Origin of the sequence: Cellulosimicrobium sp. I38E, assembly GCF_001647255.1 — a bacterium.
Taxonomy (GTDB): Bacteria; Actinomycetota; Actinomycetes; order Actinomycetales; family Cellulomonadaceae; genus Cellulosimicrobium; species Cellulosimicrobium cellulans_E.
The window spans coordinates 1-21,905 of sequence record NZ_LUAZ01000002.1 but is presented as its reverse complement, the minus strand read 5'-3'; the positions used below and the strand labels follow the sequence as shown (position 1 = coordinate 21,905).

The 21,905-nt window shown below is 74.2% G+C and carries 21 protein-coding genes; 9 read left to right on the top strand and 12 right to left on the bottom strand.

Annotated features, from left to right (window positions below):
* Nucleotides 1-5 precede the first annotated feature (5 nt).
* From A0J59_RS01135 to A0J59_RS01125, 3 genes are all read right to left on the bottom strand, one after another.
* The gene (locus A0J59_RS01135; RefSeq protein ID WP_064314956.1) at nucleotides 6-1,667 is read right to left on the bottom strand and encodes an ATP-dependent DNA ligase; all 1,662 of its coding nucleotides are present in this window, start codon (nucleotides 1,665-1,667) and stop codon (nucleotides 6-8) included.
* A gap of 172 nt (nucleotides 1,668-1,839) precedes the next feature.
* Nucleotides 1,840-2,883, bottom strand: a complete 1,044-nt coding sequence (locus A0J59_RS01130) for a cation diffusion facilitator family transporter (RefSeq protein WP_064314955.1) — start codon at nucleotides 2,881-2,883, stop codon at nucleotides 1,840-1,842.
* Nucleotides 2,880-3,296 (bottom strand): metalloregulator ArsR/SmtB family transcription factor, encoded by a 417-nt coding sequence (locus tag A0J59_RS01125; RefSeq protein ID WP_047230948.1) that lies wholly within the window; start codon nucleotides 3,294-3,296, stop codon nucleotides 2,880-2,882. Before A0J59_RS01125 ends, A0J59_RS01130 begins: the two co-directional genes overlap by 4 nt.
* Nucleotides 3,297-3,385: 89 nt before the next feature.
* On the opposite strand from A0J59_RS01125, the gene A0J59_RS01120 reads away from it, so the two are divergent.
* From A0J59_RS01120 to A0J59_RS01110, 3 genes are read left to right on the top strand one after another with little or no spacing between them, the layout of a single operon-like run.
* Nucleotides 3,386-3,721: a helix-turn-helix transcriptional regulator gene (locus tag A0J59_RS01120; protein WP_064314954.1), complete on the top strand. Its 336-nt coding sequence runs from the start codon at nucleotides 3,386-3,388 to the stop codon at nucleotides 3,719-3,721.
* Entirely contained in the window at nucleotides 3,718-4,455 is a 738-nt protein-coding gene (locus tag A0J59_RS01115) for a cation diffusion facilitator family transporter (protein ID WP_064314998.1), read from the top strand. The genes A0J59_RS01120 and A0J59_RS01115 overlap by 4 nt, the downstream gene beginning before the upstream one ends.
* Nucleotides 4,456-4,492: 37 nt before the next feature.
* Nucleotides 4,493-5,677, top strand: coding sequence for an SLC13 family permease (locus A0J59_RS01110; RefSeq protein WP_082379771.1), 1,185 nt, complete (start codon nucleotides 4,493-4,495; stop codon nucleotides 5,675-5,677).
* A gap of 71 nt (nucleotides 5,678-5,748) precedes the next feature.
* Here A0J59_RS01110 and A0J59_RS01105 read toward each other — a convergent pair whose 3' ends face one another.
* Complete coding sequence (locus A0J59_RS01105) at nucleotides 5,749-6,294, bottom strand: GNAT family N-acetyltransferase (protein WP_064314953.1); 546 nt, start codon at nucleotides 6,292-6,294, stop codon at nucleotides 5,749-5,751.
* A 165-nt stretch (nucleotides 6,295-6,459) separates the two neighbouring features.
* On the opposite strand from A0J59_RS01105, the gene A0J59_RS01100 reads away from it, so the two are divergent.
* Together A0J59_RS01100 and A0J59_RS01095 are read left to right on the top strand one after the other, a co-directional pair.
* Complete coding sequence (locus tag A0J59_RS01100) at nucleotides 6,460-7,053, top strand: SigE family RNA polymerase sigma factor (RefSeq protein WP_064314952.1); 594 nt, start codon at nucleotides 6,460-6,462, stop codon at nucleotides 7,051-7,053.
* Nucleotides 7,050-8,075: a hypothetical protein gene (locus tag A0J59_RS01095; RefSeq protein WP_064314951.1), complete on the top strand. Its 1,026-nt coding sequence runs from the start codon at nucleotides 7,050-7,052 to the stop codon at nucleotides 8,073-8,075. Before A0J59_RS01100 ends, A0J59_RS01095 begins: the two co-directional genes overlap by 4 nt.
* An 87-nt stretch (nucleotides 8,076-8,162) precedes the next feature.
* On the opposite strand, the gene dapA is transcribed toward A0J59_RS01095, so the two are convergent.
* Nucleotides 8,163-9,053, bottom strand: a complete 891-nt coding sequence (gene dapA, locus A0J59_RS01090) for a 4-hydroxy-tetrahydrodipicolinate synthase (RefSeq protein ID WP_064314950.1) — start codon at nucleotides 9,051-9,053, stop codon at nucleotides 8,163-8,165.
* Nucleotides 9,054-9,124: 71 nt separating this feature from the next.
* Here dapA and A0J59_RS01085 point away from each other — a divergent pair, with 71 nt between their 5' ends.
* Nucleotides 9,125-10,015 carry a LysR family transcriptional regulator gene (locus A0J59_RS01085; protein WP_064314949.1) on the top strand — a complete coding sequence of 297 codons (891 nt, stop codon included), beginning with the start codon at nucleotides 9,125-9,127 and terminating at the stop codon, nucleotides 10,013-10,015.
* 21 nt (nucleotides 10,016-10,036) lie between these two features.
* Here the strand turns inward: A0J59_RS01085 and lepB are convergent, their stop codons facing one another.
* On the bottom strand, nucleotides 10,037-10,840 hold the full coding sequence (lepB, locus tag A0J59_RS01080) for a signal peptidase I (RefSeq protein WP_255364861.1): 804 nt from the start codon (nucleotides 10,838-10,840) through the stop codon (nucleotides 10,037-10,039).
* A gap of 66 nt (nucleotides 10,841-10,906) precedes the next feature.
* Nucleotides 10,907-11,248: a YciI family protein gene (locus A0J59_RS01075; RefSeq protein WP_053370414.1), complete on the bottom strand. Its 342-nt coding sequence runs from the start codon at nucleotides 11,246-11,248 to the stop codon at nucleotides 10,907-10,909.
* 385 nt (nucleotides 11,249-11,633) lie between these two features.
* On the opposite strand from A0J59_RS01075, the gene A0J59_RS01070 reads away from it, so the two are divergent.
* Nucleotides 11,634-15,026 carry a CARDB domain-containing protein gene (locus tag A0J59_RS01070; protein WP_064314948.1) on the top strand — a complete coding sequence of 1,131 codons (3,393 nt, stop codon included), beginning with the start codon at nucleotides 11,634-11,636 and terminating at the stop codon, nucleotides 15,024-15,026.
* A 307-nt stretch (nucleotides 15,027-15,333) separates the two neighbouring features.
* The gene (locus A0J59_RS01065) at nucleotides 15,334-16,224 is read left to right on the top strand and encodes a hypothetical protein (RefSeq protein ID WP_156532722.1); all 891 of its coding nucleotides are present in this window, start codon (nucleotides 15,334-15,336) and stop codon (nucleotides 16,222-16,224) included.
* Nucleotides 16,225-16,230: 6 nt separating this feature from the next.
* Here A0J59_RS01065 and A0J59_RS01060 read toward each other — a convergent pair whose 3' ends face one another.
* Nucleotides 16,231-17,253, bottom strand: a complete 1,023-nt coding sequence (locus A0J59_RS01060; protein ID WP_047230959.1) for a hypothetical protein — start codon at nucleotides 17,251-17,253, stop codon at nucleotides 16,231-16,233.
* Nucleotides 17,254-17,322: 69 nt separating this feature from the next.
* Nucleotides 17,323-18,579 carry an MFS transporter gene (locus tag A0J59_RS01055; RefSeq protein ID WP_172819987.1) on the bottom strand — a complete coding sequence of 419 codons (1,257 nt, stop codon included), beginning with the start codon at nucleotides 18,577-18,579 and terminating at the stop codon, nucleotides 17,323-17,325.
* A 42-nt stretch (nucleotides 18,580-18,621) separates the two neighbouring features.
* Between A0J59_RS01055 and A0J59_RS01050 the strand changes: the two genes are divergently transcribed.
* On the top strand, nucleotides 18,622-19,302 hold the full coding sequence (locus tag A0J59_RS01050) for a FadR/GntR family transcriptional regulator (protein ID WP_064314946.1): 681 nt from the start codon (nucleotides 18,622-18,624) through the stop codon (nucleotides 19,300-19,302).
* A 43-nt stretch (nucleotides 19,303-19,345) separates the two neighbouring features.
* Here the strand turns inward: A0J59_RS01050 and A0J59_RS01045 are convergent, their stop codons facing one another.
* From A0J59_RS01045 to A0J59_RS01035, 3 genes are all read right to left on the bottom strand, one after another.
* Entirely contained in the window at nucleotides 19,346-19,783 is a 438-nt protein-coding gene (locus A0J59_RS01045; protein WP_047230961.1) for a VOC family protein, read from the bottom strand.
* Between the two features lie 9 nt (nucleotides 19,784-19,792).
* The gene (locus tag A0J59_RS01040; RefSeq protein WP_082918634.1) at nucleotides 19,793-21,076 is read right to left on the bottom strand and encodes an MFS transporter; all 1,284 of its coding nucleotides are present in this window, start codon (nucleotides 21,074-21,076) and stop codon (nucleotides 19,793-19,795) included.
* A 99-nt stretch (nucleotides 21,077-21,175) separates the two neighbouring features.
* Nucleotides 21,176-21,905 (bottom strand): alpha/beta fold hydrolase (locus A0J59_RS01035; RefSeq protein ID WP_064314945.1); only part of this gene is annotated, 730 nt, incomplete at its 5' end.

The following is a 21,905-nucleotide window of genomic DNA, read 5'->3' as shown; positions in this document are numbered from 1 at the left end:
GCGCCCTACCGCGCGAGCGCGCGCACGGCGTCGATCGTGTCGGCCTCGGCGGCGGTCTTGTCGTCGCGGTAGCGCAGCACGCGCGCGAACCGGAGCGCGAGGCCGCCGGGATAGCGGGTGGAGCGCTGGAGCCCGTCGAACGCGATCTCGACGACCTGCTCGGGCCGCACGTGCACGACGTACCCGTCGTCAGAGGTCTCCAGCTCGCGGAACCGTCGCGTCTGCCACTCCAGCGTCTCGTCCGTCATGCCCTTGAACGTCTTGCCGAGCATGACGAACCCGCCGTCGGGGTCGCGCGCGCCGAGCCAGATGTTCGAGAGCCACCCCCGGCGCCGGCCCGAGCCCTGCTCGACAGCGAGCACGACGAGGTCGAGCGTGTGCCGCGGCTTGACCTTGACCCAGCCCGCGCCGCGCCGCCCGGCCGCGTAGAGGGTGTCGAGCGACTTCACGACGACGCCCTCCTGCCCCTCGGCCACGGCGCCCTCGAAGAACGCGGCCGCGGCGTCGGCGTCGTCGGTGACGAGGCGCCGGACGGCGTGCGTCCCGGCCACATCGTCGAGCACCGCGAGCCGGTCGCGCAGCGGCTCGTCGAGCAGGTCGCGGCCGTCGACGTGCAGCACGTCGAAGAAGAACGGCGACAGCTCGAGCGAGGCCGCGAGCTCGGCCTCCTCGGCGGCGCTGCGCTCGCCCTGGGTCGCGGAGCGGGCGGCGGTCTCCTGGAACGGGCGCGGGACGCCGTCGGGCCCGACGACGAGCGCCTCGCCGTCGAGCACGAGCGTCCGGGCCGGGAGGGTCCGGGCCGCGGCGACGATCTCCGGGACGCGCTCGGTGATGTCGTCGAGCGAGCGCGTGAACACGCGCACGTCGTCCCCGTCGCGGTGCACCTGGATGCGGATCCCGTCGAGCTTCACGTCCACGGCCACGGCGGTGCCCGACGGCGGGTGGTCGCCCGCGTCGTCGTCGCTGCCCGTCGCCGGGCCGGCGCCCAGCTTCTCGAGCGCGGCGCCGACGTCGGGCGCGGACTGCGCGAGCATCGGCCGGACGGGGCGGCCGACCGTGAGCCGGAACGTCGCGAGGGCCTCGGTCGCGGCTTCGGGGCTCCCGGCCGTGAGCGCGGCGCGCGCGACCGGTCCCGTCGCTCCGGCGAGCATGACCGCGCGGCGCACCGCGTCGGCGGGGACCCCGGCGGCCTCGGCGACGGCGTCGACCACGACCGAGTCCAGCGCGCCCTGCCGCAGCTCGCCCGAGACGAGCCCCGCGAGGAGCGACTGCTCCCGCGCCGTCGCGGCACCGAACAGCGCGCCAGCCTCGGCCTGGCGGGCCGTCGCCGAGCCCGGACCGGAGAGGTCGGCCATGCGGGCGAACGCCGCGTCGACGGCGGTCAGCGTGAGGCTCGGCTCCTCGGCCGGGGTGGGCAGGTCGCGCAGCGACCGCCATCCGAGTCCCGTGCGACGCTGGCGCAGCTCGCCCGCGAGGTACGCGACGGCGATCTCGACCTCGTCGCGCCTGCCTCCGTCGCCGCCGTCGTCGGTGTCGTCAGCGGTGCCGGACGGGCCGGCGTCGGCGGCGACGCGGCGCAGCAGGTCCGCGATGGCCGCGCGCTTGGCGAGGCGCGAGCGCGTGGCGGCGACGGCGTCGGACGTGGCGGCGACCTCGGCGAGCAGCATGCTCCATCCTCACGCCGACCACCCACGTCCGCCCGCGCTCCCTCCGGTGCCGGACCCGGGGTCGCTCCCGACGATCGCAGCCCCGTGGGGAGGAACCCCGGGTTCGGCGGCCCGGGGGAGCGCCCGATCGGGAGCGAGCCCCGGTTCGGCGGCGCGGGACGCCGGCGGCCGGTCAGCGGGCGGGCGCCACCACGACGTCGATCGTCCCGACCGACGGCAGCGCACGCCGCAGCGCGGCGTCGGCCGCGGCCGTGACCTGGTCGGCTGCGGCGACCGGCGTCTGCGGCGGCACGAGGACGCGCGCCTGGACGGCCAGGCGGTGGCCCGACCAGCGCAGCCGGACGTCGTCCACACCGTCCAGCCCGTCCACGCCGTCGAGCGCGTGGCGCGCCCGGTCCGTGAGGTCCGGGTCGACGCCGTCGAGGAGCCGGCGCCCGACGTCGCGCGCGGTGCCCCACAGGAGCACCAGGATCGCGGCGGTGATGAGCAGGCCGACCAGCGGGTCCGCGAGGGGGAGGCCCGCGAGGACGCCGAGCGCGCCGAGCACGACCGCGAGGGACGTGAACCCGTCGGTGCGCGCGTGCACGCCGTCCGCGACGAGCGCGGCCGAGCCGATGCGCCGCCCGACACGGATCCGGTAGACGGCGACCGCCTCGTTGCCCGCGAAGCCGACGATCCCCGCCGCGATCACCCAGCCCAGGTTGTCCACAGGCTGGGGATCGGCGAGGCGCCGCACCGACTCGACGCCCGCGACGACGGCCGAGAGGGCGATCATCGCGACGATGAACAGCCCCGCGAGGTCCTCGGCCCGGCCGTAACCGTGGGTGTACCGGCGCGTCGCGGCACGACGGCCGAGCACGAACGCGATCCACAGCGGCACGGCCGTGAGCGCGTCGGAGAGGTTGTGGACGGTGTCCGCGAGCAGGGCGACGGACCCGCTGACCGCGACGATGCCGAGCTGCGCGAGCGCCGTCGCGCCCAGCACGACGAGGGACACCTTGACCGCCCGGATGCCCTGGCCGCTCGCGACGAGCTCGTCGTCGATCGAGTCCGCGGCGTCGTGCGAGTGCGGCACGAACACCTCGTGCAGCCAGCCGCGCAGCCCGGTCGGGTGAGGATGGTCGTGGTCGTGGTCGTGGTCGTGGTCGTGGTCGTGGTCGTGGTCGTGGTCGTGGTCGTGGTCGTGGTCGACGGCGGCCGGGCGGGTCGTGCTCACCGCCGTACCTCGGCATCCACAGCGTCCCCGGCGGTGGGGGAGGACCCGTCGAGCGCGGCGTGCGCGTCGTCGGCGTGGTGCGCGGGATGGTCGTCGACGGCGTGCTGCGCCTGGAAGACCGCCTGGGTCACGAGCGTGCGCGCGTGCTCGTCGACGAGCGAGTAGAAGACGCGGTTGCCCTCCTGGCGCGCGCGCACGATGCGGCCCCAGCGGAGCTTGGCGAGGTGCTGCGAGACCGCCGTCGGGGACTTGCCGACGATCTCCGCGAGCGCGTTGACCGGCAGCTCGGTGTCGCGCAGGGCGAGGACGATCCGGACCCGCGTCGCGTCCGCGAGCAGCGAGAACACCTCCGCCGCGAGCTCGACGTACTGACTGTCGACCCCGAAGGTGCACGCCTTCGTATCTTCACGCATACGCAGATACTAACGGAAGGCGCCGCGGCCCGTGGCGCCGTGTTGATACATGGTTCCATGAATACATGGGAGCGTGTACTGTCGCGTGCATGGTCGAGACGGTCACGCTCACCCACACCGCGGCGCTCGCGCGGCTGGGACACGCCCTGTCGGACGAGACGCGCACGCGGGTCCTGCTCGCGCTGCGCGAGGCGCCGGCCTACCCGTCCGACCTCGCCGACGCGCTCGGCGTCTCGCGCCAGGTGATGTCGAACCAGCTCGCGTGCCTGCGCGGGTGCGGGCTCGTCGAGGCGATCCCCGACGGTCGTCGCACCTGGTACCGCCTCGCCGACCCTCACCTGGCCCCCGCCCTCGACGACCTGCTGCGGCTCGTCGTCCAGGTCGACCCCACGTGCTGCGGCCCCGACGGGTGCTCGTGCTCATGACGTCCGTCTCGATCGGCCGCACGCCGCCCGGACCCGCTGCCCCGACCGCCACGCGTCGTGCCGTCCTCGAGCGGAGGGTCCGGTGGGTCGTCGCGGCGACGATCACGTGGAACGTCGTCGAGGCGGTCGTCGCGATCACCGCGGGCCGCGTCGCGTCGTCGGCCGCGCTCGTCGGGTTCGGGCTCGACTCGCTCGTCGAGGTGCTCTCCGCCGCCGCGGTGGCCTGGCAGTTCGCCGCGCCCGACCCGCACCGGCGCGAGCGGGCCGCGCTGCGCGTCATCGCCGTCTCGTTCTTCGGCCTCGCGGTCTTCGTGTCCGTCGACGCCGTCCGGTCGCTGCTCGGCGCTGCCGAGCCCGAGCACTCCGTCGTGGGCATCTGGCTCGCGGCGCTGAGCCTCGTCGTCATGCCGTTCCTGTCGTGGTTCGAGCGCCGCACGGGCCGCGAGCTCGGGTCGGCGTCCGCCGTCGCGGACGCGAGGCAGACGCTCCTGTGCACGTACCTGTCAGCGGTGCTGCTCGTCGGGCTCGTGCTCAACGCGACCCTCGGGTGGTCCTGGGCGGACCCGGTCGCCGCCCTCGTCATCGCTGCCGTCGCCGTCAAGGAGGGCGTCGAGGCCTGGCGCGGGGACGCGTGCTGCGCGCCCGCCGCGGCGCTGGTCGGCGAGGGCGAGGCAGCCACCTGCGCCGACGGGTGCTGCGCGCCCCGGGGCGACGGGCCGACGTCGCGCCCCTGAGCGCTCGTGGTCGTGCCGCGGGCTCTACGATCACGACGTGAACGCCTCGGGAGCACCGGCGCGCCGCCGCGTGCCGCTCTGGCTCCTCGCGGCGGTGGTCGTCGTCGTGCTGCCCGCGACCGGGCTGCTCCCGCCCGCCGACGCCCGAGACCTGCTCGCACGCACCGGCCCGGTCCTGGTCTTCCTCCTCGCCATCACCGTGGTCGCCGAGCTGTGCGCGGGTGCGGGCCTGTTCGACGCCGTCGCGGGCCGGGCGGCGCGGCTCGCCCGGGGGCGGCGCCTGGTCCTGTGGGGGCTCGTCGTCGTCCTCGCGACGGCGAGCACGGTCGTGCTGTCGCTCGACACGACGGCGGTGCTCGTCACGCCTGTCGTGCTCGCCCTCGCGCGCCGCACGGGCACGCGGCCCCTGCCGCTCGCGCTCACGGTCCTCGCGCTCGCCAACACGGCGTCGCTGCTCCTGCCCGTCTCGAACCTCACCAACCTGCTCGCGGCGCACCGGTTCGGCACCGGGTACGTCGGGGTGATGTGGGCGCCGGCGCTCGCGGTCCTCGCCGTCACGGTCGTCGTCCTCCTCGCGCTGCACGGCCGTGACCTGGGCGGACGCTTCACCCTCGCGGGAGCTGGCCCGACGCCGCCCGACCGGCTGCTCCTGCGCGTCACCGCCGCGGTCGTCGCACTCCTGGCGGTCGCGTTCGCGGTCGAGCTCCCCGTCGCGCCGACTGCGCTCGCGGGCGCCGCGGTGCTCGCGCTCGCGACGTGGTGGCGGCGCGTGCGACCCCTCGTGCCGGTGCGCGAGATGCTGCCGTGGCGGTCGGCGCTCGTCGTGGCGGCGCTGTTCGTGCTCGTGGAGACGTGGCATGCGCACGGGCTCGGCGACCTCCTCGCCGCCGTCGCGGGCACGGGCGACGGGCCGGGCGACCTGGCACGGCTCGCTGCGACCGGCGTCGTCGCCGCGAACCTCGTGAACAACCTGCCCGCGTTCCTCGCGCTGCTGCCCGCGGCGGGGGAGAGCGTCGACCGGCTCGCGACGCTCCTCGTCGCGGTGAACGCCGGGCCGCTGATCACGCCGTGGGCGTCGCTCGCGACGGTGCTGTGGTGGCAGCAGTACCGCCGCCACGCGTTCGAGCAGGGGCCGCCGCCCGCATGGCACGTGGTGCGCCAAGGACTCGTGCTCGCACCCCTCGCCGTCGCGGCGGGGGTCGCGGTCGTCGCGCTCGGCTAGGAAGGGGCGGGCTCGTCACCCGGGTGCGTGGTCGGCGTCTCGCCGTCGTGCGCGCGGCGCGCGGCGTCATGTCAGAGGCGGTCGAACGGGGCGGCATAGGTGAACCGTCCCGCGTACTCGTCCTGCCAGGCGCTCAGGGCGCGCGCCTGGAAGTAGTCACCCCACGCCGGCTCGGGAGCCTCGATCCCCAGGGTGCTGGCGGGCACGAACCCGAACCGGGAGTAGAGGGCCGGCTCCCCGAGCAGCACCATGACGGGCTCACCGAGGGCGTCCGCCGCACCGAGGATCGTGTGCATCAGGGCGGAACCGACCCCGCGCTGCTGGTGGTCGCGCCGGACGCTGAGGGGCCCGAGCCCGAGGGCCGGCCGGTCCCCGAGCCGCCCGCGGGTGGCGACGACGTGTCCGACGACCTGCGGGTCGGGCAGCCCGGTCTCGGCGACGAGCGACAGCTCCGGGATCCACCCGCTGTCCTCGCGCAGCCACCCGACCAGAGTGGCCTCGCCGGGCGCGCCGTCGGGCTCGACCGGTGGTGCAGAATGCTCGACCGCGGAGAAGGCGTCCGCGGTGACCGCCCGGATCGCCTGGACGTCCGACGGGCGCTCGCGTCTGATCAGCATGCCGACACACTCGACGGGTGCGCGCCGGGAGGCAACGGAAATTCGCCACCGGATCGCGGGCCGTCCTCGTTCCGGCGTGTCAGGTCTCCGGACAGTCCGCGGTGATCCGACCGTCGTGCCCGGATCGGCGAGCAACCTTTGGCGATCCGGGACCGTGTTCTGTGCATGACGGTGACGGGGGGTTTCGTGGCGGCGATCGGTGAGGGCGACGAGGTCGTGCTTGCTGTCGGGGCGGGCGCCCGCACCCAGCGGGACGTGGAGTTCACGGCGTTCATGGTCGACGCGCAGCCGGCGCTCTCTCGGACGGCGTGGTTGTTGTGCGGGGACGTGCACCGGGCCGAGGAGCTGGTGCAGCACGCGTTGGTGCGCACGTACGTCGCGTGGCCCCGAGCGCGCGAGGGAGACCCGATCGCCTATGCGCGGCGGGTGCTGGCGAACGCGCGCATCGATCACTGGCGCAAGCACCGACGAGAGCTCCTCACCGAGCCGCACGAGGTGCCCGCACGCGAGCGCGCGTCGGTGGAGGGCAGCCACGCCGAGCGAGACGCGCTCGTCCGAGCCCTGGTGCAGCTGAGTCCGCAGCGTCGACGCGTGGTGGTGCTGCGCTACCTGCTCGACCTGCCGGAGCGGCAGGTCGCCGACGAGCTGGGGCTGAGCGTCGGCGCGGTGAAGTCGGCCGCGTCGCGGGGCCTGGCGCACCTGCGCCGGATCCTCGCGAACGAGACGACCACGACCGAGACCCTGAAGGAGGAGCGATGAACGACGAGGAGTTCGTCCTGCGGCTGCGCTCCGTCTCGCAGCTCACGCCCGACGTCGCCGTCGACCACACCCGGGTCCTCCGGGCCGGTCGCCGCCGCCGCGCGGGACGAGCGGTCGGCGTGACTCTCGGTGTCGGAGCGCTGTGCGGCGGCCTGGTCGCCGGCGCTCTCGCCCTGGTACCACCGCAACCACGCGATACCCCGGTCATGCCCGCCACGAGCACCACGACGACGAGCCCGGAGCCTGCGGAGAGCGCGACCGAGGAGCCGGCTCCGACGGTCGATGCCGCTCCCGCGCTCGGACCGGGCTGGCCCGACGCGCCGTACTGGCACCTGCGCCGCGAGATCCACGAGGTCGAGAGCAACGGGGACGAGCACGTCAACGTCCTCGACGAGTGGTTCGGCAACGACCGGCCGGGGCTGGTGATGAACGACGGCGACCTCGAGTCCGCCACCGGCGTCGGCCCGCACCCCTGGGGGCGCGAGCTGCTGCTGGACGGTGTGCTTGTGGACCTCGGCTGGGACACCTTCTACGCGCTCCCGACCGACCCCGCCGAGCTCGAGACCGTCCTGCGCGACAGCGTCCCCGTGCTGTACCAGCGGCCGAACCCGAGGGAGGACGAGGTGCTGCAGATCGCCGGCTCCTTCATCGGGCGCAGCCCGGCGCCTCCTGCCCTGCGGGACGCGCTGTGGACGGTGATGACGAACCAGCCCACGGCCACGGCGCTCGGCGAGGTCCGTGACCGGCAAGGACGCGTCGGAGTGGGGCTGGAGTCGGTGATCACCACCGGGGGCGAAGGGACCGAGCCCGTCCAGACCGAGCGCTACCGGTACGTGTACGACCCTGTCGAGCGCCGTCTCCTGGAGGTCTCGGGAACGACCACCGCCGGGCCACCCGAGGACTCCGGAGAGGTCGTGCTCACCGTGTGGGACACGTACCTCGAGGAGGGGCCTGTCGAGGTGCTGCCCAAGGAACCGCGCCTCGAGGACAGCCTCTGCCTCAACTCCTGGGATGACTGCTGACCTTCGGCCCGCACGACGACGGCGCCGCACCCCTGGTGGGTACGACGCCGTCGTGCAGACGGACGCCTGGCGGACGGTCGGGTCCCGTCACCTCAAGGGAGCCGACGGCGCGTCACGGTACGCGAGGGCCGCCGAGAGGGCAGCCGGGGTCGCCGGGAGCAGCGGGAGCCGCACGCGCGGGCTGGCGATGCGGCCCTCGGCGGCGAGGACGGCCTTGATCACCGCCGGGCTGGGCTCGGCGAACAGGGCGCGCGTGAGCGGGACCAGCGCGTCGTGCGCCGCCCGGGCGTGGTGGGCCGGCCCGTGCCTCCACGCGCTGACCAGCTCCGCGTAGGCGCGCGGGGAGACGTTGGCGCTCGCGGTGATCGCGCCGCGGGCGCCGAGGGAGATCAGCGGGCCGATGTACAGGTCGTCACCGGCCAGCACCGACACGTCGGGTCGCAGCGCGCCGAGGAACGCGACCGTGGTGTCGTCGATCGAGCCCACCGTGTGCTTGAACCCGGCCACGCCGGGCAGGTCGGCGAGCCGATGGAGCGTGTCCGCGGTCAGGGACAGGCCCGTCCGGTACGGGACGTTGTAGACGACCAGCGGGACGGGGGACGCCGCGGCGAGGTGCCGGAAGTGCTCGACGACGCCCTCCTGGGAGGGACGCGTGTAGGCAGGGACCGCGGCGAGTGCCGCGGTCGCCCCGGGGTCGAGGTCGGCGATCAGGTCGACCGACGCGGCGGTGCTGCTCGTGCCCGTGCCGACGACGAGCTGCCGGTCGCGTCCCGCGCAGACCGCGGCGCAGACGTCGACGACCTGGCGCGCCTCGGTGCGGGTCAGCGTCGCCGGCTCTCCGGTCGTGCCCAGGGCGACGACGCCGGTCGCGCCCTTGTCGAGCACCGCTGCGACGAGCGCTGCGAGCGCGTCGAGATCGAGGCGGTCGTCGTCGGTGAACGGCGTGACGAGGGGGACGTAGAGGCCGGAGAGCTCCATGGCCGCAACTCTCGGCCGTCAATTCCCCCCGGTCCAGTTCAGGTTCGTACGGCATGCCGTAAGTTCTTCTTATGCTCGACGTCCGCAGGCTCCGGCTGCTCCGCGAGCTGTCGCACCGCGGGACGATCGCCGCCGTGGCCGAGGCGCTCACCTACACGCCCTCGGCCGTGTCTCAGCAGCTCTCCGCGCTCGAGCGCGACGCCGGGGTGCCGCTCCTGGAGCGGTCGGGCCGCCGGGTCCGGCTCACCGCGGCCGCCGAGACGCTCGTCGGGCACACCGAGAAGATCCTCGAGATCCTCCGCGAGGCCGACGCCGACCTCGCGTCGGCCGCCTCGACGCTCCGCGGGACGCTGCGCATCGGCGTCTTCCCGACGGCCGTGCCGACCCTGCTCACGCCCGCCGTCGTGCGCCTGAGCTCCGACCACCCCGGACTGCGCCTCCTGGTCTCCGAGCTTGACCCCGCCACGGTCCCGGACGCGCTGCGCGGGGACGCGGTCGACGTGGCCCTGGTCCAGGAGTACGACCACGTCCCGCTCGCGGTCGGCCCCGGCATCGAGGCGGAGCCGTTGATGGAGGAGACTGTCCACCTGGCCGCGCTGGACGCGGGGTCGCTCGCCGACCGTCGGGACGCACCCTGGATCGCCGGGACGCCCGGGACCCTGTGCCACGCCCTTACGGCCAGGGCCTGCGAGGCCGCGGGCTACGCGCCGAACATCCGTCATCACGCCGACGACTTCGGCGCCGTCCTCGCCCTGGTCGCGTCCGGGCAGGGCGTCGCCCTCGTGCCGGACCTCGCGGCCGGGGGCGCCCCGGACGGCGTGGTCCTCACGCCCCTGGCGATCCGCCGCAGGACCGCCCTGGCCTACCGCCGCGGGTCCGGGACGCACCCGGAGGTGGCGGCCGCCCGCGAGGCGTTGCGCGCGGCGGCGGTGTCGGCCGGCCTCGCGCACACCGCCGGGTAGCCGCGACCGGTCAGCGCGTCGTCACCCCTCGTCGCCGACGCCCGGAGCGGGGACGTCGGCGAACACGTCGCCGGGGTTGCGCAGCAGGCCCAGGTGGGACAGGGGCCAGACCTTGACGAACGCCGTCCCCACGACGTTGCCCATCGGCACGAACCCGTCCCCGGGCTTGTCCGTGTTGTACCGGGAGTCCGCCGAGTTCTGCCGGTTGTCGCCCATGACGAACAGCATGTCCGCGGGCACGGTGGTGTCGAAGGCGAGCTCGCTCGGCTCGGATCCGGGCTTGATGTAGGCCTCGTCGATCGACACCCCGTTGACGCTCACGCGCCCCTCCGCGTCGCAGCAGACCACGTGGTCGCCCGGCGTGCCGATCACCCGCTTGATGAGGTGCTCGCCGGTGTCCTGCGGCAGCAGACCGACGAAGGTCAGCGCCGCGCGCACCGCCTCCGACACCGGGCTCTCGGCCTGCGGCACCGGCGGCGGCAACCACCCGCCCGGGTCCTTGAACACCACGACGTCACCCCGGTGCACGTCGAACGCGCCCGGCACGAGCCGGGACACCATCACCCGGTCGCCCTCGACCAGCGTGTCCTCCATCGACGGGCTCGGGATGAAGAACGCCTGCACCAGGAACGTCTTGAGGAGCAGCGACAGCACGAGCGCGCTGACCACGATGATCGCCGTCTCGCGCAGCAGCGACGGTCGACGTGGGCGGCGCCCGGTCGGCGTGACGTCGTCGTCGCCCGCGCCGGGCGCCGTACTGGCGCCGGTCTCCGTGTCGAGGGTCGGATCAGGGAGCGGATCGCGCAGCGTGGCGTCGTCGGGCACGGGCCTACCCTGTCACGTCGCCGCTCGGCCGAGCGCCACCCGGGGCCGACGGCGCACAGGGCACCGTCAGCTCTCGGGGTCGTCCTGGAACACGCGCACCTCCTGCCGGCACCGGCAGGCGACGGCGATCTTCGCGGCCCACCGGAGCGCCTCGTCGCGCGTGGGCACCTCCAGCACGGTGTAGCCGCCCTCGAGCCGGGCCGTCTGCGGGTACGTGCCGTCGGTGACGGTGCCGTCCCCGGCGACCAGGACCGGCGGGACGCTCTCGTCGATCCCGCCGCCGAACACCCAGACGCCGGCCTCCTTGGCCTCGCGCACGACCGCGTGCGCCGCGTCCGCGGCCGCCTCGAGGCCGCCGGGACCGAGGTCCATCTCGCCGCTGGGGAACGAGATCAGGTACTTCGCCATCGCACGACTCCTTCGTCTCCGGGGTTCCCGGTCCATCGTCGCGCCAGGTACCCGCTCCGCGCCCACCCTTGACGCCCCGGATGTCCGTCTCGTAACGTCCGTACTGCACGACGCAAGAAGTTGACAGAAGCCCAGCACAAAGCAGTGCACACGCTGCAACTCTCGAATTCCGCCACGGGTCCGACCGGTGACCATCCCTGACGGGTCGTTCGTGGCACTCCCGGCCGACCGGTCTCGACCTGCGTCGATCCCGGTCCCGACGCTGAACCAGCCCTGACCCGACCCACCCGTGACGGTGGCGCGGCACCAGCACGGTCGCGCCCGCCGTCGGGCACCGCTGCCCGCGGGTGGACGAGCCCGCCCTTGCGGGAGAACGAGGACGTTCATGAGAACCCCCTGGAAGCACACGGTCGTGGCGGGCGCCGCGCTGGCGCTCGTCGCGCCGCTCGGCGTCGTCGCCGTGGCGCACGCCGCGAACGCCACCAACCTGGCGCTCGGCAAGCCGATCGCCGCGTCGTCGGTGACGCAGACGTACGTCGCGGGCAACGCCAACGACGGGAACGCGAGCTCCTACTGGGAGGGCGCGGGCGGCCAGTACCCGTCGCACCTCACCGTCGACCTCGGGGCGGAGGCCGACGTCGACCGGGTCGTCGTCACGCTGCCCCCGCCCTCCGTGTGGTCGTCGCGGACGCAGACGTTCAGCGTGCTCGGCCGCTCCGACGGCGAGTCGTCGTTCCGGACGCTCAAGGCGTCGGCGGCGTACGGGTTCGACCCGGCGAGCGGCAACAAGGTCGAGATCCCGCTCGACGCCGAGGTCGACGAGGTGCGCCTCGCCTTCACGGCCAACACCGGCGCGGGCAACGGCCAGGTGTCCGAGCTCCAGGTGTGGGGCACGCCCACGGGCGGCACCGACCCGACCGATCCGACCGGCCCGACGGACCCGACCGGCACCAACTACGCGAAGAGCCGTCCCGCGACGGCCTCCTCGACGGAGTGGCAGTTCGTCGCCGCGAACGCGGTCGACGGCAGCGCGACGACCTACTGGGAGGGCGCGGGCGGGCAGTACCCGTCGACGCTCGACGTCGCGCTCGCCGCGCCCACGCAGCTCAGCAGCGTCCGCGTCCGGCTCAACCCCGACCCCGCGTGGGGGCCGCGCACGCAGACGTTCTCCGTGTGGGGCCGCACCGGCACGGGCGCCTGGCAGGAGCTCAAGGCGTCCGCCGGCTACGCGTTCGCGCCGGGCAGCGGCAACCTCGTCGACGTGCCCGTGACCGGCACCGCCACCGACGTGCGCCTGCGCTTCACCGGCAACACGGGCGCGGGCAACGGCCAGGTCGCCGAGCTCGAGGTCTACGGCGCCCCCGCGCCCAACCCCAACCTCACCGTCACCGCGGTGACCGCGTCCCCGGCGTCGCCCACGGCGACGACCCCCGTGACGCTCACGGCCACGGTGAAGAACACGGGCGACCGCGCGTCGTCGGCCACGACCCTCGACGGGAAGCTCGGCGGGTCGACCGCGGGCTCGGCCGCCGTCGCCGCGCTCCAGCCCGGCGCGAGCGCGCAGGTCCAGGTCGCCGCGGGCACCCGGCCCGCGGGCGAGTACACGGTCGGCGCCGTCGTCGACCCGGCGAACACGGTGGCCGAGCAGGACGAGACGGACAACGCGTTCACGGCCCCGGCGAAGCTCGTCGTGGGCGAGGCGCCCGGTCCGGACCTCGAGGTCGTCTCGGTCTCTTCGAACCCGGCCAACCCGGCCGTCGGCTCGGCCGTGACGTTCTCGGTCCAGGTCCGCAACCGCGGCAACCAGCCCGTCGCGGCCGGGTCCGTGACACGCGTCGTCGCCGGCTCCACGACGCTCAACGGCACGACGCCGGCCGTCGCCGCGGGCGCGACCGTCACCGTCACGCCGAGCGGCTCGTGGACCGCGACGAACGGCGGGGTCACCGTGACCGCGACGGCCGACGCGACGGGCGTCGTCGCCGAGACGAACGAGGACAACAACACCGGCACGCTCGCCGTGACCGTCGGGCGCGGCGCTGCCGTCCCGTACACGACGTACGAGGCCGAGGACGGCCAGTACACGGGCACGCTGCTCCAGACCGACGCGCTGCGCACGTTCGGGCACACGAACTTCGCGACCGAGTCGTCGGGCCGCCAGTCCGTGCGCCTGACCAGCACGGGCCAGTACGTCCAGTTCACGTCCACCAACCCGACGAACTCGATCGTCGTGCGCAACTCGATCCCCGACGCCCCCGGCGGCGGGGGCCAGGAGAAGACGATCAGCCTCTACGCGGACGGCCAGTTCGTGCAGAAGCTGACGCTCTCGTCCAAGCACGCCTGGCTCTACGGCACGACCGACCAGCCCGAGGGCCTCGTCAACACCCCGGGCGGCGACGCACGCCGCCTCTTCGACGAGTCGCACGCGCTGCTCGGCCGGTCGTTCCCCGCGGGCACGGTGTTCAAGCTCCAGCGCGACGCGGGCGACGACGCGGCGTTCTACGTCATCGACCTCGTCGAGCTCGAGCAGGTCGCCCCGCCGCTGGCGAAGCCCGCGGGGTGCACGTCGATCACCGAGTACGGCGCCGTGCCGAACGACGGGCTCGAGGACACGGCCGCCATCCAGGCCGCCGTCACCGCGAACCAGAACGGCGACATCGACTGCGTGTGGATCCCGGCGGGGCAGTGGCGCCAGGAGAAGAAGATCCTCACCGACGACCCGCTCAACCGCGGCATGCACAACCAGGTGGGCATCCGCGACGTGACGATCCGCGGTGCGGGCATGTGGCACTCGCAGCTCTACAGCCTCATCCCGCCGCACCTCGCCCCGGGCGTCATCAACCACCCGCACGAGGGCAACTTCGGGTTCGACATCGACGACAACACCCAGATCTCCGACCTCGCGATCTTCGGCTCCGGCACGATCCGCGGCAACAACGCCCAGGAGGAGGGCGGCGTCGGGCTCAACGGCCGCTTCGGCAAGAACACGAAGATCACCAACGTGTGGATCGAGCACGCGAACGTCGGCGTGTGGGTCGGGCGCGACTACTCCAACATCCCGGAGCTGTGGAACCCGGGCGACGGGATCGTCTTCTCCGGGATGCGGATCCGGAACACCTACGCGGACGGCATCAACTTCAGCAACGGGACGCGCAACTCGACGGTGGTGAGCTCGACGTTCCGCAACACCGGCGACGACGCGCTCGCCGTCTGGGCCAACCCGTACGTCAAGGACCGGGCCGTGGACATCGGCCACTCCAACTCGTTCCGCAACAACACCGTCCAGCTCCCGTGGCGTGCCAACGGCATCGCGATCTACGGCGGCTACGACAACTCGATCGAGAACAACCTCGTCTACGACACCATGAACTACCCGGGCATCATGCTGGCGACCGACCACGACCCCCTGCCGTTCTCGGGGACGACGCTCATCGCCAACAACGGGCTCTACCGCACCGGCGGGGCGTTCTGGAACGAGGACCAGGAGTTCGGCGCGATCACGATCTTCCCGCAGACGCACGACATCGTCGGCGTCACCATCCGCGACACGGACATCGTCGACTCCACGTACGACGGCATCCAGTTCAAGAACGGTGGCGGGAACATGCCGGACGTGAAGATCACGAACGTGCGGATCGACCAGTCCAACAACGGCTCGGGCATCCTCGCGATGGGCGGCGCCCGCGGCAACGCGATCCTGTCGAACGTGACCGTCACGAACTCGCGTGACGGCGACGTCGCGAAGGAGCCCGGCTCGCAGTTCACGTTCACGGGCCAATAGCAGGACCCTCTCGACCCGTCCCGACGGTGCCGAACACGACATGGGGGTCGTTATCCGCCGGATAACGACCCCCATGTCGTTCTCGAGGGCGGGGAGCGTCGTGCTCGACGGCGTCCCGGCCGTCGTCCCACGAGCGGCTGTCACGACCACCTGACGCGCGGTCGCCCCGGTGTAGGGCCTCTGGGGTCCCGGGGTGGCACGTGGCCCGGCGCCAGGTCGTCCGCAAGGAGAGTGCACCTGTGAGAAGCCCGCGCCGATCCTGTGCGCGGCCGATCTGACGGGCGTGAAGGCATCTAGGGTGCGGAGCGTGACGACGCCCCACCGTCCCGGTGCAGAGCCGATCGGCGACCTCGATCCCGGCGCGGGTGACGGCGCCGTGGCCGGTGACGGGACCGTCCGCGAGCCGGAGCCGCGAGACCGACGGCGGCGGGCCGGGACCGTCCTCGCGGTGTTCGCCGCGGCGGTGCTCGCGACCGGTGCGCTCGTCCCCGCGCTCGCCGACCGGCTGCTGCTGGTCGGTCCCGGGGGAGCGCTGGACCCGACCGTGACCTCCCTCGCCGCGCTGGGGGTGGCCGCAACAGCCGGCGTGGTGGCGCGTGCCCTGCTTCGTCGTCCCGGGCCGGTGCGCGTGTGGGAGGGCGCGGTCGTCTGGGTCGGGGCTGTCGCGACAGCCCTCACCGCGGTGCTCGCGCTGACGGGCGGGTGGTGGATCGCGAGGATTCTGCAGGCGCTGCTCGATCTCGCCGTCGCGCAGGCAGGATGGCCGTTGATCGTCCTCGTCCTGGCGGCGGTGCAGGTCGGCGCGGTCGTCACGAGGGCGCGGCAGCGTCAGCGGGGCGTGGCGGTCATGCCGTTCGGGCGCTTCTGGGCTCGGGTGGGATGCGCGGCCGGTGCGCTGCTCCTGGTGGGGACCGTGACCGGGCACGCCGTGCGAGCGACCGGCACGGACGTCGTCGTCGCGCGCGACCCCGCGGGTGCCTGCACGATCGTCGTCCGCCAGAGCGAGGACATCTTCACCGGGCCGGTCACGCTCTACTCCGGGTCGGGGTCGGTCGTGACGCGCGTGACGACGATCCCCGACCTGGTCGGCTACCCCCTCCGCGACGGTCGGTACGCCGTGGGCTTCACCGCGGACGGCGCGCACGTCCAGCTCGCCGACGTGACCGAGACCCGCTCCGCCCTGCTGCCCTGCGGCTGAGGTGCTTCACGGGCAGTCGACCCGCACGACCTCCCACGGGGTCTCCTCGTCGGAGGCGTCGAACGAGAGCGTCGCGCCGTGCTCGTCCCAGGCGAGGTCGTACGCCGAGAAGGCCGGTGGCTCGCGGAACGGGAAGCGCTCCTCGAGAGTGACCGGGCCGTCGGTCAGGACGCTCGTCGCGACGACGTCGCCGTGGGGCAGAGCGAGCACGTCGACTCCACCCGTGAACAGGAACGTCCACTGCTCGACCACGACGTCGCACGTCGCCCCCGCGCGCGCCGGGAGCACGAGCGTCGTCGTGCCCCCGGTCAGGGCCAGGTCGAGCGCCGCGCCTCCGAGCAGGCCGACGCCCACGAGGCACCCGGCGACCTCCGCGCCTGCGGGAAGGCGCCACGAGCCCTCGGGTCGCCGCCCCCGGACACTGAGCACCCACGACCCGGCCAGCACGAGCCCGAGCCCGGCGGGGACCAGGACGTTCACCCAGGCGGCCCGGAGCGCGACGCCGTGCAGCACGAGCAACCCGTCGCCGGAGAGCGCGCGGACGGCGACGTGCGCGGCGAGCAGCGCCGTCCCGGTCGCGACGGCCACCCACGGCCCGGTGCGGCGTCGGACGAGCGTGTCGTCCGTCGCCTCCCGCGTCCTGGGCTCCGCGGACGTCGGGGTGCGCGGCCCGACGGGCGTCGAGGTGCTCGGTGGAGCCGGCACGCGCCGTCGGGCGGCGGCGACCACGAGCCGTCCGACCCCGACGACGACCGCCAGCGCAGCGATCAGGACGGCCGCGTACTGCGCGAGCCCGGCGAACAGGCCGACCAGACCGTGCCGGTACCAGAAGGACTCGTCGGTGCCGAGCTGCGTGGCCGCCACCGCGCCGATAAGCACGAGGGCGACGAGGAACGACGGCGACGCGCGGCGTGCCGCGTCCGCGAGCCGGCTGCTCGGCCCGGTATGCGTCGAGATCGCCCCGGTCACGACGAGGGTGGCGGCGCACAGGGCGACGAGCGCGACCGTGTCGGCCGGCGAGAGGAGCATGGGGACGACCTTGGCGCACCGTCGGGCGCCGCCGGTGCGCCCGACGTGCGAGGTTCGTGCAGGTAGCGATCAGCGCGGCGGCAGCCGGTCGGCGACGGGCTCCGGGGCCGGGGGCACGGTGTCCTCCACGAAGCGCGGGCGGCAGGCGAACCAGCCGCCGACCACCCCGGGGACGGCGGTGGCGGCGAGCACGAGGAGCGGGATCGACCACGACCCGGTCGCCTCGCGCAGCAGGCCCAGGCCGATCGGGCCGAAGCACGCCAGCGCGTACCCGAGGCCCTGGACGAAGCCGGACACGGCCGACGCGGACTGCGGCGTCCGGGTCCGCCGGTTGATGAGGGTCATGCACAGGGGGAACGTGCTCACCCCGATGCCGAGCGCGCACATCCAGAGCACGGTGCCGTCGAGCGGGGAGAGGAGCAGGCCGAGGTACCCGGTCACGAGCACGACGGCGCACACGACGACCACGACGAACGGGTTCGCCAGCCGCGTGGCGAGGTGCGGCACGACCAGCGCGGCGACCATGCCCCAGGCGGAGTAGAGGGCGACCATGGTGCCGCCGAGCGCGGCGCTGCCGCCTGCGTCGGTGAGGACGGCCGGGACCCAGGTGATGATCCCGTAGTTCGACAGCGAGATCGCCGCGAACAGGACGACGAGGCCCCACACGGTCGACGACCGTCCGATCCGCGGCCTCGTCCCGGAGGCGGCGGTCGCCGCGGGCGCATGGTGGTCGGCGGGCAGGCGGGTCGCCAGGACGAGCCAGACGACGGCGGCCAGCGCCGCCGGGCCCGCCCAGATCCCGACGGAGAACCGCCAGCTGGTCGCCTCGGCGACCGGGACGGCCAGGAGCGGGGCGACGAACTGCCCCGTCTGCATGAGGATCAGGTAGAGCGACGTCCACAGGGCGATCCGGTCGGGGAACCACGCCTTCACCAGGGGGACGATCACGACGTTCGCCGCGCCGATCCCGGCGAGGGCCAGCACGGTCGACGCCACGAGCCAGCCGGTCGACGGGGAGACGGCGCGCAGCACGAGCGACAGGGCCGTCAGCCCCAGCGCGACCGTGGCCGTGCGCTCGAGGCCGAACCTGCGTGTCACCACCGGGGCGAGGAACCCGAAGAGACCGAACGACACCGCGGGGACGGTGCCGAGCAGCCCGGCGACGGCCACGCCGTAGCCGAGGTCGGCGCCGATGGTCTCCAGCAGCGGGGTGAACCCCGTGACGGCCGTCCGGAGGTTGATCGCCGTCAGCGCGACGGCGAGCCCGGCCCACAGGGTGAGGCGGACACGCCCTGCGGGGACGCGGGTAGGGGAGAGTGTGGCCATGAAGAGCTCCGCTGTGAGGTCGGCCGACGATAGGATCATGGGATGAATCCTGAGCAGTCTGACACGCGCGAGCCGCTGCGTCGAGTAGGACTCATCGACCAGGCGGCGGCACGGTTCCGCGACGAGGTGGTCTCCGGTCGCTGGCCGGTCGGCGAGCGCATCCCGACCGAGGTCGCCCTGGTGGCCGAGTTCGGCATCGGGCGGAACACGGTCCGCGAGGCGCTCCAGTCGCTGGTGCACGCCGGCCTGCTGCGCCGCGAGCAGGGGCGCGGCACGTTCGTCATCTCCCGTTCCGAGCTGACCGGCACCCTCGAGCGCCAGCTCGCCGGGGGGAGCCGCCGCCACTACCTGGAGCTGCGCCTCGCCCTGGACAGCACCGCGGCGTCGCTCGCCGCCGCGAGCCGCACGGACGCCGACGTCGTGCTGCTGCGCGAGCTGCGCGACCGGCGGGAGGCGGCGTGGTCGACCGACGACCTCGACGCGCGTGCGAGCGCGGACCTCGACCTGCACCGCGCGATCGTGGAGGCGACGCACAACCCCCTGTACGTGACGCTGTACTCGAGCATGCTCGACGTCTTCGCCGTCCACATGCGCGACGAGGAGAACGAGGACGAGGACGCGGCGCACCGGCATCACCACGAGCTGGTCGAGGCGATCGCCGGCGCGGACGCCGACCGCGCCGCCGAGGCGGTGGCCGCCATCATGGACCCGTTCCTGCGCTGAGCCGCAGCGCGGCGAGCGGGCTCCGCGGTCAGCAGTCTCGGGGTCAGTCCAGGCAGAACTCGTTGCCCTCGACGTCCTGCATGACGATGCACGACTCGTTCTCCTCGTCCGCGACCATCACGCGCACGCACGTCGCGCCGAGGGCGACGAGCCGGTCGCGCTCGGCCTCGAGCGTGGCGAGACGCTCGGCGCCGACGAGCCCGGTGCCGACGCGCACGTCGAGGTGCACCCGGTTCTTCACGACCTTGCCCTCGGGGACGCGCTGGAAGTACAGGCGCGGACCCGCGCCGGTCGGGTCGCTGCACGCGAACCACGCGTCCCGCTGCTCGGGCGGGAGCGCGGTGTTCGCGTCGTCCCACGTCGCGAAGCCCTCCGGGGGCGACGGCGGGACGTAGCCCAGCACCTCGCACCAGAACCGGGCGACGCGCTCCGGCTGCGCGCAGTCGAACGTGACCTGGACCTGCCTGACCGTCGTCGTCATCCCGCCACCCTAGGCGCGCGGGTGCTCCTGGTCGGAGGGCATTTCCGTCACCGCCGCGTCCGTCACGGCCGCGTCCGTCACCGCCGCGTCCGTCACCGCCGCGTCCGTCACCGCCGCGGCCGGCGCCGCGGGGAACGTGCGCCGCGCGACGAGGACCACGACGAGCGCCACGGCGACGATCCCCGCCCCGACGAACGGGACGACGTCGAGCCCGGAGCGGGCGAGGACGAGCGCGCCGAGCGCGGCGCCCCCGCCGATGCCGACGTTCGACGTCGCGTTGACGAGCGCGCCCGTGAGATCCGGTGACGCCCCGTGCGCGCGGATCGCCGCCGCCTGGAACACCGGCGCGACGGCGCCGAAGCCCGCGCTCCACACCCCGATCGCGACGAGCACCCCGACGGTTCCGGGGAACGCGAGCCCGACCGCGAGCATGCCCGCCACGACCGCGACGAGCGTCACGACCGTCGTCCGGCGCGGCCGGTGGTCGAGGCGCGCGGCGGCGAACGCCGTCCCGACGAGGCCGAGCGCCCCGAGCACGAGGAGCGCCGGGCCGAGCGCCGACTCCTGGAGGCCCGCGCCCAGGAGCAGGAGCGACACGAAGGTGTAGACCGTGTACTGGCCCAGGTACGCGAGGGAGTTGGTGGTCGTCGCCACCGCGAGCGCGGAGCGTCGGCTCGTGCTCGACGCGTCCGACGGCGGAGCCCCGCCCCCCGGCACGGGCGGCAGCAGGAACGCGATGAGCACGGTCGCCAGCGCGCACGCGCCCGCGAGGACGCCGAACGCGGGACGCCAGCCGATCGCCGTCCCGAGCGTCGTCGTCAGCGGGACGCCGAGCACGAACCCGACCGCCGCGCCCGTGGTGACGAGCGAGAGCGCGCGCCCCGTGAGGTGCGGCAGCACGAGCCGCGACGCGTACCCGATGCTCACCGAGAAGAACACCGCGTGCGACGCGCCGCCCAGCGCCCGCGCCGCCGCGACGACGGCGAACGTCGGCGCGACGGCGACGAGCACGTTGCTCACGGTGTAGAGCACGAGCGTCGTCAGGAGCAGGCCCTTGCGCGGGAGGCGCGCCGTGCCGAGCGTGAGCGGCACGGCGAGCGCCGCGACCATGACCGCGTACGCCGTGACGAGCAGCCCCGCGACGGACTCCGTGACGTCCAGGTCCGCGCTGAGGAGCGGCAGGAGACCGACGGGCACCAGCTCGGTCGTGATGGCGACGAACGTCGCGAGACCCAGGGCGACGATGCCGCCCGTGGCCTCGCGGACCGTCCCCGGACGGAACGTCGTGGTCATGCGCCGTGCCCGTGCGGTCGCACGTCGCGCCGCACGGCGGGCTGGCCGTCGGTCTCGCTCGGATCGAGCACGTCGTCCTCCTCGGGTCGTCCCCCCACCCTAGGAGCCCGGCGTGCCCGGGGAGTCCGCCGCGAGCGTCGCGACGGCCTCCACCGCCGCCGCGACGGCGGGCGCGTCGTTGCGGAGGATCGCGCCGTGGTTGCTCCGCACCTTGGCCGCGAGCGCGACGTGCGGGTTGCGGAGCGTCACCTGGTCGAGGCTCGCGCGGATGACCTCCTGCTCGTCGCCGCGGCTGCCGAACGACGTCCCCGAGGCGACGACGTACCGGGTCGGCACGGTGATGCGGTCCAGCACGGGAGCGAGCTCCCGCTCCCGGGAGATCCTCCCGAGCTCGATGTTGCTCTCCGCCTGCTGGGCGGCCGTCATCTGCGGGAGCAGGCCGAGCGGTCGCAGCACGGGCCGCAGGAAGGCGAGGCGCCGGAACAGCATCCGGATGCGCTCCTCCATCGCGTCGTCGAGCCAGTCGTGCGGGAACGCGCCGTCCACGAGGACGGTGCCGACCGTCCGCTCGGGGTGACGGTCGGCCCAGTGCGCCGCGACGACCGCGCCGTAGGACCAGCCGACCAGGAGCGCCCGCTCGACGCCGCGCGCGTCGAGCACGGCGGCGACGTCGCGGACCGCGGCCTCGAAGCCGTAGTCGGCCGAGGTGCGTGAACGGCCGCGGGCGCGCTCGTCGAAGGTGAGGTGCCGGTACCCGGGGCCGAGCGCGGCGACGACCCGCTTCCAGTAGCGCTGCGTCGCGAACTGCCCGTTGCAGTAGAGCAGCGGC

What these genes read in the sequence shown, in the direction of transcription:
- A0J59_RS01045 (WP_047230961.1), bottom strand. Translation starts at nt 19,783, where the DNA reads ATGACGACGACGGTCAGGCAGGTCCAGGTCACGTTCGACTGCGCGCAG.
- A0J59_RS01135 (WP_064314956.1), bottom strand. Translation starts at nt 1,667, where the DNA reads ATGCTGCTCGCCGAGGTCGCCGCCACGTCCGACGCCGTCGCCGCCACG.
- A0J59_RS01040 (WP_082918634.1), bottom strand. Translation starts at nt 21,076, where the DNA reads ATGACCACGACGTTCCGTCCGGGGACGGTCCGCGAGGCCACGGGCGGC.
- A0J59_RS01100 (WP_064314952.1), top strand. Translation starts at nt 6,460, where the DNA reads ATGACGGTGACGGGGGGTTTCGTGGCGGCGATCGGTGAGGGCGACGAG.
- A0J59_RS01095 (WP_064314951.1), top strand. Translation starts at nt 7,050, where the DNA reads ATGAACGACGAGGAGTTCGTCCTGCGGCTGCGCTCCGTCTCGCAGCTC.
- A0J59_RS01085 (WP_064314949.1), top strand. Translation starts at nt 9,125, where the DNA reads ATGCTCGACGTCCGCAGGCTCCGGCTGCTCCGCGAGCTGTCGCACCGC.
- A0J59_RS01060 (WP_047230959.1), bottom strand. Translation starts at nt 17,253, where the DNA reads ATGCTCCTCTCGCCGGCCGACACGGTCGCGCTCGTCGCCCTGTGCGCC.
- A0J59_RS01125 (WP_047230948.1), bottom strand. Translation starts at nt 3,296, where the DNA reads ATGCGTGAAGATACGAAGGCGTGCACCTTCGGGGTCGACAGTCAGTAC.
- A0J59_RS01105 (WP_064314953.1), bottom strand. Translation starts at nt 6,294, where the DNA reads ATGCTGATCAGACGCGAGCGCCCGTCGGACGTCCAGGCGATCCGGGCG.
- dapA (WP_064314950.1), bottom strand. Translation starts at nt 9,053, where the DNA reads ATGGAGCTCTCCGGCCTCTACGTCCCCCTCGTCACGCCGTTCACCGAC.
- A0J59_RS01075 (WP_053370414.1), bottom strand. Translation starts at nt 11,248, where the DNA reads ATGGCGAAGTACCTGATCTCGTTCCCCAGCGGCGAGATGGACCTCGGT.
- A0J59_RS01120 (WP_064314954.1), top strand. Translation starts at nt 3,386, where the DNA reads ATGGTCGAGACGGTCACGCTCACCCACACCGCGGCGCTCGCGCGGCTG.
- A0J59_RS01050 (WP_064314946.1), top strand. Translation starts at nt 18,622, where the DNA reads ATGAATCCTGAGCAGTCTGACACGCGCGAGCCGCTGCGTCGAGTAGGA.
- A0J59_RS01070 (WP_064314948.1), top strand. Translation starts at nt 11,634, where the DNA reads ATGAGAACCCCCTGGAAGCACACGGTCGTGGCGGGCGCCGCGCTGGCG.
- A0J59_RS01055 (WP_172819987.1), bottom strand. Translation starts at nt 18,579, where the DNA reads ATGGCCACACTCTCCCCTACCCGCGTCCCCGCAGGGCGTGTCCGCCTC.
- A0J59_RS01115 (WP_064314998.1), top strand. Translation starts at nt 3,718, where the DNA reads ATGACGTCCGTCTCGATCGGCCGCACGCCGCCCGGACCCGCTGCCCCG.